The organism is Asanoa sp. NPDC049475 (assembly GCF_040676915.1).
Taxonomy (GTDB): Bacteria; Actinomycetota; Actinomycetes; order Mycobacteriales; family Micromonosporaceae; genus Asanoa.
Genome location: NZ_JBFAPY010000002.1, coordinates 639,932 through 658,612, shown reverse-complemented (window position 1 = coordinate 658,612; position 18,681 = coordinate 639,932). Strand labels below are relative to the sequence as shown.

The window sequence follows — 18,681 nt, the reverse complement described above, 5'->3', positions numbered from 1 at the left end:
CGTGCTTGCGGGCGACAGGCCCGGTGACCCTCGCGGGTCACCGGGCCTGTCGGTCGGTCACTTGGCCTGGCCGGCCTTGACCTCGTCGGCCGTCCAGTAGCCCGAGTCGATCAGGGACTTCTGGATGTCATCCTTGTAGACCGTCTCGACGGGCAACAGGTACGAAGGCACGACCTTGACGCCATTGTCGTACGTCTTGGTGTCGTTGGCCTCCGGCGTCGCCTTCTTCAGGAACGCCTCGGCGGCGATCACGGCCTGCTCGGCCAGGAGCCGGGTGTCCTTGAAGATGGTCGAGCTCTGCACGCCGTCGTTGATCAGCTTGACCGACGCGATCTCCGCGTCCTGGCCCGTGACGACCGGCATCTTGCCCTTGTAGCCGGCGTTCTGCAGCGCGGTGATGATGCCGCGGGAGAGGCCGTCGTACGGCGAGAGCACGCCCGCCACCTTCGAGCCGTCGTTGTAGCTGGAGGTCAGCAGGTCTTCCATCCGCTTCTGCGCGGTCTCCTGCTGCCACCGCAGCGTCGCCGCCTGCTCGATGGAGGTCTGCTTCGACTTCACGACGAGGGTGCCCTTGTCGATGAACGGCTTGAGCGTGTCCATCGCGCCGTCGAAGAAGAAGTGCGCGTTGTTGTCGTCGAGCGAACCGGCGAACAGCTCGACGTTGAGCGGGCCCTTGGCCGAGCCCTCCGAGCCGTCCTTGTTGAGCACGCCGAGACCCACGAGGAGCGCCGTCGCCTGCGCGACGCCGACCTTGTAGTTGTCGAAGCTGACGTAGAAGTCGACGTTCTTGCTGTCGCGGATCAGCCGGTCGTACGAGATGACCGGGATCTTCTTGTCAGCCGCGGCCTGGAGCTGGCTGCTCAGCGCGGTGCCGTCGATGGCCGCGATGATCAGGACGTCGGCGCCCTGGGTGATCATCTGGTCGACCTGCTGCGACTGGGTAGGAATGTCGTCACCCGCGTACTGCAGGTCCACCTTGTAGCCCTTGGCCGTCAGCTTCTCCTTGACGGAGTTGCCGTCGGCGATCCAGCGCTCGGACGTCTGCGTCGGCATCGAAACGCCGATCGTCAGCTCGGTCGGTGCCTGGTTGGCGGTGTCGGTGCCACTGCCGGCTCCCTCACCGCTGCAAGCCGCGAGGCTGAACGCCACCGCTGCGGCGCCCAGAGCGGCCAGAAGTCGTCTGTTCAAAGCTGTCCCCCCTCCGGGGTTCGTGCCATCAACGTTTCCGGGTTACAACGAACCACAGTGTTAGCGCTAACAACAATGGCGTCAAGCCCTCTCACCGACATCTGGCGGTCACGGTCTCGTAACAAGGCATGCGCTGGTGACGCGCTCCCAGGCAGGGCGACAAAGGGGGTGTGAGCGTTAACAGCAAAGCGACTCACCGGACACCCAGCGTGACACCACCCTCAGCCCATCATGGACGGACATGTCGGAATTGGGCCCGTCGCCCGGGCCTCCGCCAAGGCGTTGAACGGTGGGACCAGGAGGTCGACTGATCCCAGCCGCACGAGCACTTCCTGCGCGAGGGATGTCCGCGTAGCCGGCGGGCGCGCACTCGTCGACCGTGCTGCGCGCGTGGAGCCCCGGCGCGCTCGACGTCACCGCCGGCCCGGGCGGTGCGCTCGGCTCCGGTCATCGGCGTGCGCCCCGAGCCGGTCGTCGCGACCGGCCACTCGCAGCCCGCGGTCCGGCTCGCCGCCCACCACGACGCGGTCCAGCCGCTGGCCGGCGTCGTCGACCCACGGTGGTGGCGGCGATCCTCCGGGAGACCTCGGCCTCGACCGGGTGGTGACACTGACCTGAACAAACCGCCCTGCCTGGAATGCGGGGTAGGCGTAAAATGTATCGATATGGTTACGCAGTCGACGACCTCGCCCCACGCGGGGTCGTCGTTGCTGCACCGGTGGCTCGCTCGGGCCGCCCTCGTGCTCGTGCTGGCGGCCTTCGCGGTCCCCGTCATCGTGGCCGGTGCCAAGGGCAGCGTGGCCATGCTGCTCATCGCCGCCGGCTGTCTCGTCGCCACCGTCGCCGCCGTCTGGTGGTTCCTCGCCCACTCGGGCGTGCTGCGCTGGCTCGCCGCCGTCCTGCTGGTGGCCGCGCCGCTCGCCATGCTGTTCGTCTACGCGCTGCACCACCTCGTCTGGGTCGCCGCCGTGTCGGCCGGGCTGCTGGTGCTGGCCGGCGGCACGGGCCGTCGCGCGCTGGCCCAGGCCGTGCGCGCACCCCACGAGATCGACACTCCCCCGCCCCGCCGGCCCTTCCTGATCATGAATCCGCGCTCCGGCGGCGGCAAGGTCGGCCGCTTCCACCTCGCCGAGCGGGCGCGCGCACTGGGGGCCGAGGTCGTGCTCCTCGACACCACCGGCACCACCGACGTGGCCGCGCTCGCGCAGGATGCCGTGCGGCGCGGCGCGGACCTGCTCGGCGTCGCGGGCGGCGACGGCACGCAGGCCATCGTCGCCGGGGTGGCCGCCGAGCACGACATCCCGTTCCTGGTGATCTCGGCCGGCACCCGCAACCACTTCGCGCTCGACCTGGGCCTCGACCGGGACGACCCGGCCGCCTGCCTCGACGCGCTGACCGACGGCGTCGAGGTGCGGGTCGACCTCGGCGACCTGGGCGGACGGACGTTCGTCAACAACGCCTCGTTCGGCGTGTACGCGGCCATCGTGCAGAGCGACGCCTACCGTGCCGACAAGGCCGGCACCGCCCTCGCCCTGCTGCCGGACCTGCTCACCCAGCAGGTCGGGCCGCGGCTGTGCCTGCGCGTCGGCGACACCGTGTGTGCCGGACCCCAGGCGATCCTGGTGAGCAACAATCCGTACACCGTGGACGACGTCGCGGGTCTCGGCCACCGGCCACGGCTGGACCGCGGCAAGCTGGGCGTCATCTCCGTCACCGTCGACTCGACCGCCGACGCGCTGCGGCTGTTGCGCGGGCGCAGTGCCGCGCCGGTCACCATGCGCAGCGCGCCCGAGGCGGTGGTCGAGGCAGGCGGCGAGCCGGTGCCGGTCGGCGTCGACGGCGAGTCGCTGCTGCTGGACACGCCGCTGGTCGCCCGCATCCGGCCCGGCGCGCTGCGGGTCAGGGTGCCGCGGGACCGGCCGGGCGTACGCGCCGCCCGCGCCGCGCTCGACTGGACGCACCTCGGGCGGCTGGCCCTGTCGGGTCCTACACGCAGACGTTCTTGAGCGAGGTCGGTATGCCCTCCAAAGTGGGCATGGCCTGCTCCAACGGCGACTTGCTCAGCGTGGAGACGGTCTTGGCCGCGTCGGCGATCGCGGTCTTGACGTCGGCGTCGATGTCCTGGTTCGACAGCAGGTCGAGCTGGTAGCCCCACCACTTCAGCGTGTCGTCGACGGACTTCTGGGCCGGCGCCGCCGCCTCGCCCTCGCTGCCGCCGTCACCGAGCTTGTCGAGCGCGGCGGTGAGGTCCTGGAGTCTGGCCTCGCTGTCGGCGATCGCCTCGTCGCAGGCCGAAGCGGTGACGACCGCCTTGTCCTCGGCCTTCACCTCGTCGGACCCGCCCGACGACGCGGACCCGGCCGCGTCATCGGCGGAGCCGCACCCGGCGACCCCGAGTCCAACGAGCCCGACAACGAACATCGTCGCGATACCGCGCCGCATACCAGCCGCTCCTAGATACTGGGATTCCGAGCGGCCAGGCTAGCCGGTCACGTGGCCCCGGCACCTCCGCGCGTGGGATATCCCACGGCCCCGGACCTGCTGTAACTGCGGCGACACAGGCTCCGCGTGGCAACCCGCACGGCGGCGAACGGCAGCCGCGTCGTTACACTCGCGTAACCTGGGCGGCGGTGCCGTACGCCACGATCTCGGACAGTCCATTGCCGATGTCGGACGAGTCGAACCGCACCCCGATCACCGCGTTGCCGCCGAGCTCGTGCGCGTGCCCGACCAGCCGCTCGAACGCGGTGTGCCGAGCGGCGTCGACCACCTGCGTGTATTCGGGGACCTCACCCTGCCGCAACGCCTTGAGCCCGCCGGTCACCCCACGAACCACGCCTACGCTGCGCACGATGATGCCCCAGGCGATGCCGTACGTCCGCTCGACCCGATAGCCGGGCACCTCGAACGTCGTGGACGCGAGGAACTCAGTCGTCGTCATGCCTACCATCCTGGCCCGCACCGCCCGGCCAGGTGGGTGCTTTCGCTCAGCAGCGCGGTACGCCCGGGATGAATCCGTTGTGGCCCGTCAGCACGTAGGTGTCGGAGACCCAGCGGCCCGTGCCGATCCGGTTCCAGACGTTGCTCGTGCCGAACGTGCCCGTGACCGTCGTGCCGGTCGCCTGGCACCAGACCGTCACCGCGGCGCCGTCGGCGACGGAGCCCACGACGGCATAGCCGGTTCCCGGTCCACTTCGGACGTTCAGGCTCGTCGACGCGGTGTCGACCGTGCCGCTGCCCGTGCCGGTGACGCCGTTGACGAGCTGCATGTAGTAGGTCCAGTTCCAGTGCGGCCCCGGGTCCGTGTGCGTGGCGCCGGGCACCTCCCGGTGCGCGATGATGTGCGCCCGATCGCGCGGGATGCCGTACTTCGCCGTCAGGTTGCGGGTCAGCGAGGCCGACGCCCGGTACATCGCGTCGGTGAACCAGGCCGGGTTGTCGACGAAGCCCTCGTGCTCGATGCCGATCGAACGCGTGTTGTAGTCCCAGTTGCCCGCGTGGTAGCCGATGTCCTTCTCCCGTACAGACTGCGTCACGGCGCCGTCCGACGAGCGGAAGGTGTAGTGCGCGCTGACGTTGGACGCCGGGTTCTGGAACCAGGCGATGCTGCCCGCGTACGACCCCTGCGTCACGTGGATGACCACGTAGTCGATCGGATAGCCGCCCTCCCGGCTGGAGACGGTGTAGTTGCCGGCGTTGGCCGGCGCCCAGACGGCCGGGCCGTAGTCGGTGCTGAGAACACCGACGTCGCCGGCTCCCCAGGCCGGCACGCCGGCGAGCTTGCCCCGGTCGGGCGCGACGGGTCGTGGCGCGAGGCTGATCGGGCCGATAAGCCCGACCGCCGACCGGTCGTAGACGGTGTCGGCGAACAGCCGCGCCAGCTGGTCGTCGACCGCGCCCGCGAACCTGGCGACCGGGACGTACCACCGGTTGATGTTCCTGCGGGCGACCGCGTCGAGCCCCGCCGCGTCGGCATAGGACCGCAGCACCGCGGCGGCTCCGGCCACGTTGGCCGCTTCGCTCGTCATCAGCGACGACCGGGACCGGCCGGTCAGCGCGGCCGCCGACGACAGCGTGCGCACCACGGCGTTGTCGGCGAGCTGCATGATGCCGTGCCCACCGGCGCGGCCGGCGGCTCGATGGTCGAGCCCGGACTGGACGAAACCCAATGCCACCAACAGATCCGGGGGTACGTCGTAACGCTCCGCCGCGGCGGCGAACGAGCGGTCGGAGGCGGCGTCGGACGGGACGGCCGGCACGGCGACGAGGCCGACCACCAGCGCGGCGGAGAGCAGCAGACGGCGAACCATGCGGGCACCGTATACGGTGATGCCCATCGATGTAAAGGATGTCCACCGATCCGAGTAAAGGCGAATATTTCCTTCAGAGACGTTTGCCAGGCCGGTGCGGCATCGGCGCGAGAAGTCCGCGCGAGCCGGTCTGCAGCGACCAGGTGATCAGGTGCCGGACACCCAGCACGATCCCCGCCGACAGCGCCCGCAGATACGTCGGGTCCGCCGCCAGGTGCAGGATGCCCGCCACGGTCAGGAAGTCGAGCAGCACCGCGAGCGCGGCCATCGGCGTCCGGTTCGCCGCCAGCACCGCGGCGGCGACGCCTATGCCCATCGCCACGGCCACCGCGCTCGCGGCCTCGGTGACCTCGCCCAGGCTCACGGTCGCGCCGACCGGTCGTCGCGGTGTCCGGCGGCCAACTGCCGGCGCTCCTCCTCGATCTCGCGGCGCAGCGTCCAGTTGAGCGCCGTGCGGATGGCCGCGATCGCCGCGAGCTGGCCGATGTCGCTGAACGACGGCGAGATGGCCGTGCGCAGGATGTCGCCCGCGAGCTGGAACTCCAGGCCCAGTGTGAGAAACCGGCCGAGGTCGAGCCGGACCTGCACGAAGGAGGCCGTGTCCCGGTCGCGCACCGCGAGCCACAGCAGCCGGCAGAAGGCGTAGGCCGCGCCCACGCCGATGATGATCGCGCCGCCCGCCTCGACGATCGTCACGAGCACGTTGACGGCGTCGCTGACCCGCTCCTCGACGCTCACCCGTCAACCTACTCATCGCCGCGACGGCTCCCGCCGGCATCCGCGTCGCCAGTCACCCGGACGGGTGATCTTCGTGCCGAAGGCTCAGGGACGGCCCGGGATCCGACCGTCCTCGGGCAACAGCACGCGGAAGGTGGCACCGCCGCCGGGTGTCGGGTGCAGCTCGACGCGGCCGCCGTGGCTCGTGACGATCGCGGACACGATGGACAGTCCGAGGCCGGAGCCGCCGCTGCGCCGGTTGCGGCTCGGGTCCGCCCGGTAGAGGCGCTCGAAGACCCGCTCGGCGTGTTCCGCCGGCACGCCCGGGCCGGCGTCGGCGACCTCCAGCACGGCCAGCGGGCGGTCCGCCGGCACGTCGCCGACGGCGGCGGCGGGCGGAATGCCCGCCGCACCGGGCAGCCGCCGGCCGACCCGCACCACGACGGCGGCCGGGGCCGCGCTGTGCTGGAGCGCGTTGGCGACGAGGTTGGTGACGACCTGCCGAAGCCCGTGGTCGTCGCCGAGCACCGTCACCGGGGTGTCCTCGCCGGCGCCGTCGAGCGCGGCGAGCTCCACCGGGCGGTCCGGCTGCCGGGCGTGCGCGTCGCGGATCGTGTCGGCGACGATCGCGAGCAGGTCGACGGGCTGGCGCTCAGGGCGGCGCTGCAGGTCGAGCCGGGCGAGCTGCAACAGGTCCTCGACCAGCAGCCCCATCCGGGCCGCCTCGGCCTCGATTCGCCCCATCATCTCGTCGAGCCGCGGCCCGGGCACCGCTCCCCCGCGCCGGTAGAGCTCCGCGAAACCCCGGATCGAGGTGAGCGGCGTACGCAGCTCGTGCGACGCGTCCGCGACGAACTGCCGCAGCCGGCGCTCGGACGTGGTGCGCGCGGACACCTCGGCCTCGATCCGGTCGAGCATCGAGTTGAGCGCGATCCCGAGCCGGCCGGGCTCCGTGTGCGGGTCGGCGTCCAGGACCCGCCGTGACAGGTCGCCGCCGGTGATCTCGGCCGAGGTGCGCTCCATCCGGGTCAGCGGCCGCAGGCCCATCCGGACCACGAGGGCCGCGATCGCCGCCAACAGGGCCAGGACCACCAGCATCACCACGACGTCGATGGCCAGCAGCAGGTCGGCGGTGGCGTCCACGGCCTGCAGCGAGACGCCGGAGACGGTCAGACTGCCGTCCCGGTTGGCGACCACGAGCAGCCGCCACGTCATCGTGCCGTCGACGGCCCGCACCGTGAACGGCTCGCCACCGGCCCGCTCCAGCAGCGCCGCGTAGGTCGGCAGCTCCGGCGCCGGAACCCCCGTCGCGACGACCAGCAGCGGCGGGTCGCCGTCGGGCAGCACCAGCGCCACGGCCCGGTCGACGTCGAACCGCCCGCGCGGGAACATCGGGTTGGGCGGCGGGGCCTCCCAGGCCCGCCGCTGGGTGGCCGCCTGGCCCATGGCGCGCAGTTGCTCGTCGACCCGGTCGGTCAGGTTGCGGCGCAGCAGCGCCAGGCCGATCGCGTTGGCGATCAGCAGTGCGAACGCGGTCAGCGTGGCGACCGCGACCACCAGCCGGGCACGAAGCGTCCAGTGCCGCCAGCGCCGCGGCCGGATCATCGCAGTTCCCGCGGCAACCGCAGGGCGTAACCGACGCCGCGCACACTGTGGATCAGCGCGGGCTTGGTGACATAGTCGTCGGCGCCGACGGTGAGCCCGGAGATCCGGTCCGCCACGGCGTCCGTAGCGGTCAGGAACAGCACGGGCACGTTCGCCCCACCGCCCGCACGGAGCCGCCGCGCCACCTGGAACCCGTCGAGGTCGGGCAGCATCACGTCCAACACGACCAGGTCCGGCGCGAACTCCTCGGCGGCGGCCAGCGCCTCGAAGCCGCCGGACGCGACCCGCACGTCGAAGTCCACCAGCGGCGGCGTGGCGGAGATCAGGGCGCGGATGTTCGGCTCGTCGTCGACGACGAGCACGCGGGTGGCTCGAGCTGGCACACCGTATCTCTTACGGGTCGACGCTCGGAACTGCCTGGGAACGGGCTAGGAAGACGCTGTGACAATCTCGTGGCCGTCGATGTCCGGCGGCGGCGCGGGTGTCCGGTTCGTCGCCCGCACCGGTCCCGGACCCAAGGCGCCGCGACCGGCCACACCGGACCCGGCAGCCGCCCCGGGCCATGCGGGTCACCAACCATTGTGGATGAAATTGATCCGGACTCCCGGCACTGGCGGGCGGGTTAGCCTGACATAGGTGATCCGTTGCGGCCGTCATCCCGGCCGCCGAGAACCGGGCGAGACCTCGCATCCGCCCCACGGAGCCGTAAAAAAAGAGCAATTCTCGGGTTTAAAGCCGTTGCCCGTGGCCCTATCGGAGGTCCCGTGCTTGACTGACGGTGAGAGAGGGCGAATCCGAATATTCAGACATAGCCGTTAGTTACGTGTCTATTCCCCGGTTGGGGCCTTCATCCTTTTTGTTGGCCCTGAGGCGCGCTCCTGGCGGTGACTGCCACCAACGATTCGCCAGATCGCACTGTTGGGGGGCTAAAAGCTGTGGCTGGAATTCGAGGAATTCTCAGCAGACAGAACATCGTGGTCCAGATGATCGCCGAGTTCCTGGGCACGATGATTCTGTTGCTGTTCGGTATCGGAGTGGTCGCTCAGGTCGTGGCCGGTGGCTCCGGCCTCGGCGATCACGACAGCATCTCGTGGGCGTGGGGCCTCGGTGTCGTGCTCGGTGTCTACACCGCGGCACGCATCTCCGGCGCCCACCTCAACCCGGCCGTCACGATCGCGTTGGCGGCGTTCCGCAAGTTCCCGTGGAAGAGCGTGGTGCCTTACATCTTCGCTCAGGTGTTAGGTGCGTTCTGTGGCGCGCTGTTGGTGCGCTGGGCCTACAACTCCGTGCTGCACAACGCGGACCCGGGGTTGACCGCCAAGACGCAGACGGTGTTCTCCACGCTGCCTGGTAACGGCACCCTGCCGGTCAGCCTGTGGGGCGGCTTCCTGGACCAGGTCATCGGCACGGCGATCCTGGTGTTCCTGATCTTCGTGCTGACCGACCGCCTCAACGACCCGCCGCTGTCGAACCTGACACCGTTCATCGTGGGTCTGGTCGTTGTCGCGATCGGTATGGCGTGGGGCACGAACGCCGGTTACGCCATCAACCCGGCTCGTGACTTCGGGCCTCGATTGGCGTCGTACATCACCGGATACGGCACGGCGTGGCGAGATCAGTACAACCAGCTCTATTGGTGGGTGCCCATTGCCGCGCCGATCATCGGTGGCCTCATCGGTGGTCTGATCTACGTGACGCTGATCGGCCGGGTCCTGCCGTACCTGCAGGGTGAAGCACCGCCTGCCGGTCGTGGCGGCGAGGTCGAGACTCCGGTGGACGCGAGCGGCCAGGCTCAGACCTCCACGCCGCGCGGCGAGCGGGGCTACATCGAGCCGACGGAGCGTCGACCTGACCGGGGCTTCGATCCCGGCACAGGACGGCTCGACGACCCGGGTACCGGGCGAGATCCGGGTTCCGGCCCGATCGATCCGGGGCCAGGCCCCAGTACGAGGTAGGCAACCGGACCGACAGACCCGGAAGGAACGACTGAGATGGCGGATTACGTAGGCGCTATCGACCAAGGCACGACAAGCACGAGGTTCATGATTTTCGACCACGAGGGGCGCGAAGTCGGTCGCCACCAGGTCGAGCACGAGCAGATCCTGCCGCAGGCCGGGTGGGTCGAGCATGACCCGCTCGAGATCTGGCAGCGCACGCAGGAGGTGATCACCACGACGATGTCCCGGCAGAACCTGTCGGCCAGTGACCTCGCCGCGGTGGGCATCACCAACCAGCGCGAGACGACCGTGGTCTGGAACCGCCGCACCGGGCGGCCCTACTACAACGCGATCGTCTGGCAGGACACCCGGACGGACCGGATCGCGGCCGCGCTCGATCGCGACGGCCGGGGCGACGTCATCCGGCGCAAGGCCGGTCTCCCGCCGGCGACGTACTTCTCCGGCGGGAAGATCCAGTGGATCCTGGAGAACGTCGACGGGGTCCGCGAGGCAGCGGAGAACGGTGAGGCGCTCTTCGGCAACACCGACGCGTGGGTGCTGTGGAACCTCACCGGTGGACGGGACGGCGGTCTGCACATCACCGACGTCACCAACGCCAGCCGCACGATGCTGATGAACCTGGAGACGCTCGACTGGGACGACGAGCTCATGGGGTTCTTCAACATTCCGCGGGCGATGCTGCCGGAGATCCGGCCCTCGTCGGACCCGAACCTGTACGGGATGACGAAGGCCGACGGCCCGTTCCGTGGCGAGGTGGCGCTTCCCGCGTCGCTCGGCGACCAGCAGGCGGCCACGGTCGGCCAGGTCTGCTTCGCCGTCGGCGAGGCGAAGAACACCTACGGCACGGGTAACTTCCTGCTGCTCAACACCGGCAACGAGGTGGTCCGGTCGAACGCCGGCCTGATCACCACGGTCTGCTACAAGTTCGGCGACCAGGACCCGGTGTACGCACTGGAGGGCTCGATCGCGGTGACCGGCTCGGCCGTGCAATGGCTGCGCGACCAGCTCGGCATCATCAAGAACGCATCGGAGAGCGAGACCCTGGCGCGCAGCGTCAACGACAACGGGGGCGTCTACTTCGTACCCGCGTTCTCCGGTCTGTTCGCACCCTACTGGCAGTCCGACGCGCGGGGCGCGATCGTCGGCCTGTCGCGGTTCAACACGGCCGCACACCTGGCCCGGGCCACTCTGGAGTCCATCTGCTACCAGTCCAAGGACGTGGTGGAGGCGGCCCAGAAGGACTCCGGCGTCACGCTCGACATCCTCAAGGTCGATGGCGGCATCACCGCCAACGACCTGGCGATGCAGATGCAGGCCGACGTCCTGGGTGTGCCGGTGAGCCGGCCGGTGGTCGCGGAGACCACCGCGCTGGGCGCCGCGTACGCCGCCGGCCTGGCCGTGAAGTACTGGAACTCGGTGGAAGAGCTGCGGGCGCACTGGCACGAGGATCGCCGCTGGACGCCCGAATGGAACGACCAGCAGCGCGCCGAGGGCTACAAGATGTGGAAGAAGGCCGTCGAGCGAACCATGGGTTGGCTCGAGGTCGACTGAGGAACCGACCGGGGCGCCGCCTGCGTACGTCGCATGCGGCGCCCCACCGCACGACAGCAGGAGGTTGACGTGGAGGCCGTGGCGCTATCCGCAGCACAACGCAGCCGGGCCCTGGCCGGGATGGCCGAGCGCGAACTGGACGTCCTGGTCGTGGGTGGCGGTGTGGTCGGCGCCGGCTGCGCCCTCGACGCGGTCACTCGTGGCCTGTCGACCGGGCTGGTCGAGGCGCGCGACTGGGCGTCCGGCACGTCCAGCCGCTCCAGCAAGCTGATGCACGGTGGCCTGCGCTATCTGGAGCAGTTCGAGTTCGGGCTGGTGGCCGAGTCCCTGCGGGAGCGCGGACTGCTCCTGCAACGGATCGCGCCGCACCTGGTGCACCCCGTGCAGTTCCTCTATCCGCTCAAGCACCGGATCTGGGAGCGCCCGTACGTGGGCAGCGGCCTGATCCTCTACGACACGATGGGCCTCACGTCGGGCACCGCCCGTGGCGTGCCGCACCACCGGCACCTGACCCGCCGGGGCGCGCTCAAGGTGGCGCCGGGGCTCAAGAAGTCGGCGCTGATCGGCGCCGTGCAGTACTACGACGGCCAGGTCGACGACGCCCGGCACACGATGAGCGTGGTCCGCACCGCGGCCAGCTACGGCGCGATGGTGGCCAACCGCGCGCGGGTCGTCGACTACCTGCGCGAGGGCGAGCAGGTCGTCGGCGCGCTGGTCGAGGACCTGATGACCGGGGCGACCCGCGAGGTGCGGGCCAAGGTCGTGATCAACTCGACCGGCGTCTGGACCGACGACACCCAGCAGCTCGCCGACACCCGCGGTGAGTTCCACGTGCGTACCTCGAAGGGTGTGCACTTCACCGTGCCACGGGATCGGATCCCGATCGACACGGGGCTGATCCTGCGTACGGAGAAGAGCGTGCTGTTCGTCATCCCGTGGGGCCGGCACTGGCTGATCGGCACCACGGACACCGACTGGGAGCTCGACAAGGCCCGGCCGGCGGCCACGGCGACCGACATCGAATATCTCCTGGAGCACGTCAACCGGGTTCTGGTCAACCCGCTGACCGAGGCCGACATCGAGGGGGTCTACGTCGGGCTCCGCCCGCTGGTGGCCGGCGCCGCCGAGTCGACCAGCAAGCTGTCCCGTGACCACTCGGTGGCCAGTCCGGTGCCGGGCATGGTCGTGGTGGCGGGCGGCAAGTACACGACCTACCGCAAGATGGCCGAGGACACGGTCGACCTGGCGGTGCGCGCGCTCGACCAGGAGAACGTGCCGGAGTCCCCGACGAAGGACGTCCCGCTGGTCGGCGCCGACGGCTACAAGGCGCTGTGGAACCAGCGGCACGAGCTCGCCGAGGTCTGGGGTCTGCACGTGCACCGGATCGAGCACCTGCTCAACCGGTACGGCTCGCTCATCTTCGAGGTGCTGCGGCTGATCGCGCAGGACCGCGGCCTGGCCGAACCACTGCCGGGCGCCGACGACTACCTGCGGGCGGAGGCGGTCTACGCGGCCAGCCACGAGGGGGCGCTGCACCTCGACGACGTGCTGGCCCGGCGCACGCGGGCGTACTTCGAGACGTTCTCGCGGGGTGTCCAGGCGGCACCGGACGCGGCCCGGCTGATGGGCGAGGTGCTCGGTTGGACCGACGTCGACGTCGACCGTGAGGTGGCCGCGTACGAACAGGCCATCGAGGCGGACCGCAAGGCGCAGGAGGCCAGCGACGACGCGGCGGCCGACGCCGCCCGCCTGGTCGCGGTCGACCTGGGCTGAGCCCACGAAGGAAGGGTCCCTCCCGGTCGGGGGGCCCTTTCTCCCGCCCCAACAAGCTGTATAGTACAGCTATGTCATCGGCACCAACCACCAGTCCGTTCAAGCAGCCCCGCGCCGTGTGGGCCGTGGCCTTCGCCTGCGTCGTGTCGTTCATGGGCATCGGCCTCGTCGACCCGATCCTGCCGGCGCTCGCCGACGACCTGCACGCCACGCCCAGCCAGGTGTCCCTGCTGTTCACCAGCTATCTGGTGGTCACCGCGGTGGCGATGCTGGTCGTCGGCGCCGTGTCCAGCCGGATCGGCGCCAAGCGGACGCTCGTGGTCGGCCTGGTGATCATCGTGGTGTTCGCCGCGCTCGCCGGCGCCTCCGACTCCATCGGCGGGATCGTCGGCTTCCGGGCCGGCTGGGGGCTCGGCAACGCGCTGTTCATCGCGACCAGCCTCGCGGTCATCGTCGCCTCCGCCAGCGGCGGCTTCGCGGGCGCCATCATCCTCTACGAGACGGCGCTCGGCCTCGGCATCGCGGTCGGCCCACTGCTGGGCGGCGAGCTCGGCAGCATCAGCTGGAAGGGCCCGTTCTTCGGCGTCTCGGCGCTCATGTTCGTCGCCCTGGTCGCGACCGTCGCGTTCGTGCCCGCGCTGCCCAAACCCGCGCGGCCGACCGGCATCGCGGCGCCGATCAAGGCGCTGCGCCACCGCGGGCTGCTCATCATGGGCCTGACGGCGCTGCTCTACAACTGGGGCTTCTTCACGATGCTCGGGTACGCGCCGTACCCGATGGAGCTGGAGGCCCACGAGCTCGGCCTGGTGTTCACCGGCTGGGGTCTGCTGGTCGCGCTGTTCAGCGTGTTCTTCGCGCCGCGGCTGCAGGCGAGGTTCGGCACGGCCAAGGTGTTGTACGTCAACCTGGCCGCGCTCGGCGTCGTGATGACGGTGATCGGCGCCGGAGTCGACGACCCGACCACGGTGATCGTCGCCGTGATCGTCAGCGGCGCGTTCATCGGCATCAACAACACCCTGACCACCCAGGCGGTCATGCTGGTCTCACCGGTCGAGCGCCCGACGGCATCGTCCGCGTACGGCTTCGTCCGGTTCATCGGCGGCGGCCTGGCGCCGTTCGTCGCGGGCAAGCTGGCCGACGCGTTCTCCCTGTCGGTCCCCTTCTACCTGGGCGGCGTGGCCTTCGTGCTGGCGATCGCGGTACTGGCCACCGGACACACCCTGATCGGCCGCGCCGAGGCTCCGGTGCAGGCCGCCGACCTCGAGGCCGTCGGCGCCGCGGAGGTGCCGGCCTAGACTGCGGCGGTGAGGATCGGGATCCTGGGTGCCGCGCGCATCGCGCCGGCGGCGCTCGTTCGGGCGGCGCGCGTCGTCGGTGGTGTCGACGTGGCCGCGGTCGCGGCGCGGGATCGCGGGCGGGCGACCACGTTCGCGCGGCGGCACGGCATCGCCACCGTGCACGGGTCCTACGAGGACCTCGTCGCCGATCCGAGCCTGGACGCCGTCTACGTGCCGCTGCCCAACGGGCTGCACCACCGCTGGACGCTCGCCGCGATCGCGGCCGGCAAGCACGTGCTCTGCGAGAAGCCGTTCACCAGCAACGCCGCGCAGGCGGTCGAGGTGCGGGACGCGGCCGCCGGCAGCGGGCTCGTGGTGATGGAGGCGTTCCACTACCGCTACCACCCCCTCGCGCGGCGGATGGCCGGCGCGGTCCGGGAGGGCGAGCTCGGCGCGATCGAGCGGGTCGAGACCTCGATGTGCTTCCCGCTCCCCCGCTTCCACGACATCCGCTACCAGTACGACCTGGCCGGCGGCGCGCTCATGGACGCCGGCTGCTACGCCGTGCACTGCCTGCGGATGCTCAGCCCGGGCGAGCCCACGGTGACGGCCGCGAAGGCGCTGACGCTGCGCCGGGACCCCCGGATCGACCGGGCGATGACCGCCGAGCTCGCGCTGCCCGGTGGTGGCACCGGGCGGATCCAGGCGTCGATGTGGTCCTCGACCCTGCTCCGGATCCGCGCGCGGGTCGTCGGCACCCGCGGCACGATGTCGGTGTTCAACTACGCGACACCCCAACTGCCGTCGCGGTTCTCGCTGACCGTCGACGGACGGCGGCGGCAGGAGCGGTTCGGAGGCGAGCCGACGTACGTGCACCAGCTCCGCGCGTTCGTGGCCGCCGTCGACGGCAAGCACACCAACCTGACCCCGCCCGCCGACGCGGTCGCGACGATGTCGCTGATCGACGCGATCTACGAGGCCGCCGGGCTGCCACTGCGGCCCTGACGGCGGGCCGCGGCCCGGTGTGCCGCGACCCGGACCCGGCTGGCACAGGTCGTCGAGCAGAACCGGCGGGCCGGCCCCGGCCCGGTGCGCAGCAACGCGTCCCGGCAGTCCTCGGCCGCGCAACGACCGAGGAACCCGGCGCCGTGCTCGGCGACCAGCAACGCGAGCCCCATCGCACCGGACGCGGCGAGCCACCCGCCCCACGAGGAGCCGGGCGGGTCGACGTGCAGGTGCAGCGGAACCCCGGCGTGGGCGGCCAGCCGGGGCCGCGCGCTGTCGGCCAGCATCGCGTTGAGCCGCTCGGCCAGTGTTCGCTCGTCCGCCGCGTCGAAGACACCGTTGAAGGCCTCCCGTGCGGCCAGCGCGTCGCGCAGGTCGGCGGCGGCGACGTCGACCGGATCCGGCTCGTCATGGGCACGCAGCAGCGCGGCCAGGTCCGCCGGCGTGGTCAGCAGGTCGGGATGCCGCTGGCCCGGCGCGGTGTTGGCGAGCGCCGTCGCGAGGGCCGCCCAGCGCGAGAATCCGAACACGGTGTTACGGTACTCTGCGTGCAACCCGTTACAGCAACGACGCGCCGCCTGCTGGTGGCCGCGACCGGCTCGCGGCTCGCCGACGAGGCGGCCGCCGTGGCGGTCGCGCTGCACGTGGTCGCGCGCACCGGCGACGCCGGCCTCGCCGGGCTGGTCGTCGCCGCCTTCGCGCTGCCGACGCTGGTCACCGGCCCGGTGCTCGGCGCCCTGCTCGACCGGCTGCGCGCACCCCGCGCCCTGTTCCTGGCCAACCAGGTCGCGCTGGCCGCCGCCCTGGCCGGCATCCTGCTGCTCGCCGGCCGCGCGCCCGCACCCGTGCTGATCGGGCTCGGCCTGCTCGCCGGCGTGACCGCACCGATCCTCACCGGCGGCTACAGCGCCCTGGTGCCGCGCACCGGTGAGCGCGGGCTGGCCCGGTCCAACGCCCTCGACGCGGCCAGCTACGACGTGGCCGGGCTGGGCGGCCCCGCGCTGGTCGCGGTGGTCGCCAGCCTCGCCGGGGCCGGACCCGCGCTCGCCGCCACCGCGGCCGTGGCCACCGCCACGCTCGCCCTGGTCGCCCTCGCACCGATGCCGGGGCCGACCACCGACCCCGGGAAGCCGGCCCCGCCGCACGAGGGACTGGTGTTGCTGTGGCGCGTGCCGGAGCTACGGGCGACCACCGCGGCGACCACGATCGGCCACGCCGCGCTGGGCCTCCTGCCGGTGACCTTCCCCCTGTTGGCTATCCACTTCGGACATCCGGCCGGGCACGGCGCGTGGTTCCTCACCGCCCTCAGCGCCGGCTCGCTGGCCGGTGCGCTGGCATCGGCCCGGCTGCTGAGCCGCTACGCGCCCGTGCCGGTGCTGGCCACCGCGCTCGCTGTGCTCGGGCTGGCGCTGGCCGGCGTCGCGGCGACGCCGACGTTGCCGCTCGCGCTGGCCGTGGCGCTCGTGGGCGGGGTCGCGACCGGCCCGATGCTCGCGGCCACCCTCGCGGTGCGCCAGCGGTCCGTCCCCTCTGGACGCTACGGCCACGTGGTCGCCACGGCCGCCAGCGTCAAGGTCGGCGCGTACGCCCTCGGCGCCGCCGCCACCGGCCCGGTGACCGCCTGGCTGCCGCCGCGCGGCGTCGTGCTGCTGGTCGGCACCGCCCAGCTCGTCGCCCTGCTCCCCCTGCTCGGCGCGGCGCGTTCTGCCATTCCCCGGACAGCCGGCCGCGCGGCGGCCTAGCATCGGACGCGATGGGCTGATCCCTTGGGAGGATCGCCATGCGCTCCTTCGACTACATCGTGGTGGGCGCCGGCACCGCCGGTTGTGTGCTGGCCACCCGCCTGTCCGAGGATCCCGACGCCAGCGTCCTGCTGCTGGAGGCCGGCACCGCCTTCCCACCGGCGCTCGCTCGTGACCCACTGGCCTGGCCCGAGCTCGCCGGCACCGAGGTGGACTGGCGCTGGACCACCGTTCCGCAGTCGGGCGCCGACCGGCAGCGGCTGCCGTATCCCCAGGGCCGCGTGCTCGGCGGCTCCGGGGAGATCAACGGGCTGACGCACGTGCGCGGCGCCCCCGCGAGCTACGACGCGTGGGACGAGGCGGGCGCGATCGGCTGGACGTACGAGTCGATGCTGCCGTTCTTCATGCGCACGGAGACGACTCTCGGCGGCGATCCGGCCTATCGGGGCCAGGCCGGCCCGGTGCCGGTAGACCCGCCGGCCACCACCGACGCGCTCTGGGAGGCGTTCTTCACGGCGGCGGTCGAGGCCGGGCACCACCCCAACTCCGACAGCAACGGCCCCAACGCCGAGGGCACCTCGTGGAACGAGGTGACGGTCCGGGACGGCGTGCGCAGCGGTGCCGCCGAGGCGTATCTCGCGCCCGCCGCGGAACGGCCCAACCTGACCGCGCTCGTCGACGCGGCCGCCGTGCGGCTGGTGGTCGAGCACGGCACCTGCCGGGGCGTCGCCTACCGCGTCGACGGGCACACCGGCGTCACGTACGCGGACCGCGAGGTGCTGTTGGCCGCCGGCGCGATCGGCTCGCCGAGGCTGCTCCTGCTCTCCGGCATCGGCCCCGGCGACCACCTGCGCGAGGTCGGGCTGCCGGTGGTGGCGGACCTGCCGGGCGTCGGCGAGAACCTGCAGGACCATCCGAGGTCGCAGGTCGCGTACGCCGCCAGCCGGCCGGTCGGCGACGGCACCCTGGCCCGGCGGCCGCACGTGCTGGCCCGCTCCGGCGAGGGTCCGCCGGACCTCCAACTCGCCTTCGTGGCGGAGCCGATCCATCCACGGTGGACGCCCGGCGACGAGCCCGGCTTCTCGGTGGTCTTCTCGCTCATGTCGCCGGACAGCCGCGGCACGGTCCGGCTGCCCGACGCGGACCCGTTCGACCCTCCGCTGATCGACCCGGCCTTCCTCACCGACGACCGCGACGTCGAGCGGATGGTGGCCGGGCTGCGGGCGGCCCGCGAGATCGGCGACGCGCCCGCGCTGGCGGGCCTGCGTGCCGGCGAGGAGTACCCGGGCGCCACGGTGACCAGCTCGGCGGTGCTCGCCCAGTACGTGCGGGACACCGCCACGAGCTCCTTCGACCCGGTCGGCACCTGCCGGATGGGCATCGACGGCGCGGCGGTGGTCGACCCGAGGCTGCGGGTGCACGGCATCGCGGGGTTGCGGGTCGCCGACGCCTCGGTGATGCCGTCGATCGTCTCGGGCAACGTGAACGCGCCGACGCTGGCCATCGCGGAGCGCGCCGCCAGCCTGATCGGCTAACCTCCGCTTTGTGGAGGTTC

At 71.6% G+C, this 18,681-nt stretch carries 14 protein-coding genes and 3 pseudogenes; 8 read left to right on the top strand and 9 right to left on the bottom strand.

The features are described from left to right. Nucleotides 1-57 precede the first annotated feature (57 nt). Entirely contained in the window at nucleotides 58-1,188 is a 1,131-nt protein-coding gene (gene chvE / locus AB0J88_RS09255; protein WP_364346737.1) for a multiple monosaccharide ABC transporter substrate-binding protein, read from the bottom strand. Between the two features lie 665 nt (nucleotides 1,189-1,853). Between chvE and AB0J88_RS09250 the strand changes: the two genes are divergently transcribed. Further along, entirely contained in the window at nucleotides 1,854-3,194 is a 1,341-nt protein-coding gene (locus AB0J88_RS09250) for a diacylglycerol kinase family protein (protein ID WP_364346739.1), read from the top strand. Here the strand turns inward: AB0J88_RS09250 and AB0J88_RS09245 are convergent. The 7 genes and pseudogenes from AB0J88_RS09245 to AB0J88_RS09215 all read right to left on the bottom strand — a co-directional run. Beyond that, a complete protein-coding gene (locus AB0J88_RS09245) occupies nucleotides 3,175-3,630 on the bottom strand; it encodes a hypothetical protein (RefSeq protein ID WP_364346741.1) in 456 nt (151 codons plus the stop codon). The two genes, AB0J88_RS09250 and AB0J88_RS09245, sit on opposite strands and share 20 nt — an antisense overlap. Before the next feature lie 184 nt (nucleotides 3,631-3,814). Next, nucleotides 3,815-4,129 (bottom strand): annotated as a pseudogene (locus AB0J88_RS09240) (heavy metal-binding domain-containing protein); the annotation flags it as partial. Nucleotides 4,130-4,175: 46 nt separating this feature from the next. Further along, nucleotides 4,176-5,498 (bottom strand): N-acetylmuramoyl-L-alanine amidase, encoded by a 1,323-nt coding sequence (locus AB0J88_RS09235; protein WP_364346743.1) that lies wholly within the window; start codon nucleotides 5,496-5,498, stop codon nucleotides 4,176-4,178. Nucleotides 5,499-5,571: 73 nt separating this feature from the next. Continuing rightward, on the bottom strand, nucleotides 5,572-5,862 hold the full coding sequence (locus AB0J88_RS09230) for a hypothetical protein (protein WP_364346745.1): 291 nt from the start codon (nucleotides 5,860-5,862) through the stop codon (nucleotides 5,572-5,574). Beyond that, nucleotides 5,859-6,236, bottom strand: a complete 378-nt coding sequence (locus tag AB0J88_RS09225; protein ID WP_364346747.1) for a DUF1622 domain-containing protein — start codon at nucleotides 6,234-6,236, stop codon at nucleotides 5,859-5,861. Before AB0J88_RS09225 ends, AB0J88_RS09230 begins: the two co-directional genes overlap by 4 nt. A gap of 84 nt (nucleotides 6,237-6,320) precedes the next feature. Next, nucleotides 6,321-7,820, bottom strand: coding sequence for a HAMP domain-containing sensor histidine kinase (locus AB0J88_RS09220; protein WP_364346749.1), 1,500 nt, complete (start codon nucleotides 7,818-7,820; stop codon nucleotides 6,321-6,323). 59 nt (nucleotides 7,821-7,879) lie between these two features. Next, nucleotides 7,880-8,203, bottom strand: a pseudogene (locus AB0J88_RS09215) (response regulator); the annotation flags it as partial. 570 nt (nucleotides 8,204-8,773) lie between these two features. Between AB0J88_RS09215 and AB0J88_RS09210 the strand changes: the two are divergent. From AB0J88_RS09210 to AB0J88_RS09190, 5 genes and pseudogenes are all read left to right on the top strand, one after another. Beyond that, nucleotides 8,774-9,538, top strand: a pseudogene (locus AB0J88_RS09210) (MIP/aquaporin family protein); the annotation flags it as partial. 273 nt (nucleotides 9,539-9,811) lie between these two features. Continuing rightward, nucleotides 9,812-11,329 carry a glycerol kinase GlpK gene (gene glpK / locus AB0J88_RS09205; protein ID WP_364346751.1) on the top strand — a complete coding sequence of 506 codons (1,518 nt, stop codon included), beginning with the start codon at nucleotides 9,812-9,814 and terminating at the stop codon, nucleotides 11,327-11,329. A gap of 69 nt (nucleotides 11,330-11,398) precedes the next feature. Beyond that, a complete protein-coding gene (locus AB0J88_RS09200) occupies nucleotides 11,399-13,102 on the top strand; it encodes a glycerol-3-phosphate dehydrogenase/oxidase (RefSeq protein ID WP_364346753.1) in 1,704 nt (567 codons plus the stop codon). Nucleotides 13,103-13,173: 71 nt separating this feature from the next. Continuing rightward, nucleotides 13,174-14,397, top strand: a complete 1,224-nt coding sequence (locus AB0J88_RS09195) for an MFS transporter (RefSeq protein ID WP_364346755.1) — start codon at nucleotides 13,174-13,176, stop codon at nucleotides 14,395-14,397. A 9-nt stretch (nucleotides 14,398-14,406) separates the two neighbouring features. Beyond that, complete coding sequence (locus tag AB0J88_RS09190; protein ID WP_364346757.1) at nucleotides 14,407-15,384, top strand: Gfo/Idh/MocA family oxidoreductase; 978 nt, start codon at nucleotides 14,407-14,409, stop codon at nucleotides 15,382-15,384. On the opposite strand, the gene AB0J88_RS09185 is transcribed toward AB0J88_RS09190, so the two are convergent. After that, nucleotides 15,351-15,914, bottom strand: a complete 564-nt coding sequence (locus AB0J88_RS09185) for a CGNR zinc finger domain-containing protein (RefSeq protein WP_364346759.1) — start codon at nucleotides 15,912-15,914, stop codon at nucleotides 15,351-15,353. The two genes, AB0J88_RS09190 and AB0J88_RS09185, sit on opposite strands and share 34 nt — an antisense overlap. Before the next feature lie 18 nt (nucleotides 15,915-15,932). On the opposite strand from AB0J88_RS09185, the gene AB0J88_RS09180 reads away from it, so the two are divergent. Further along, nucleotides 15,933-17,126 carry an MFS transporter gene (locus tag AB0J88_RS09180; RefSeq protein WP_364346761.1) on the top strand — a complete coding sequence of 398 codons (1,194 nt, stop codon included), beginning with the start codon at nucleotides 15,933-15,935 and terminating at the stop codon, nucleotides 17,124-17,126. A 38-nt stretch (nucleotides 17,127-17,164) separates the two neighbouring features. Further along, nucleotides 17,165-18,661, top strand: a complete 1,497-nt coding sequence (locus tag AB0J88_RS09175) for a GMC oxidoreductase (RefSeq protein ID WP_364346763.1) — start codon at nucleotides 17,165-17,167, stop codon at nucleotides 18,659-18,661. The last annotated feature ends 20 nt before the right edge of the window (nucleotides 18,662-18,681 follow it).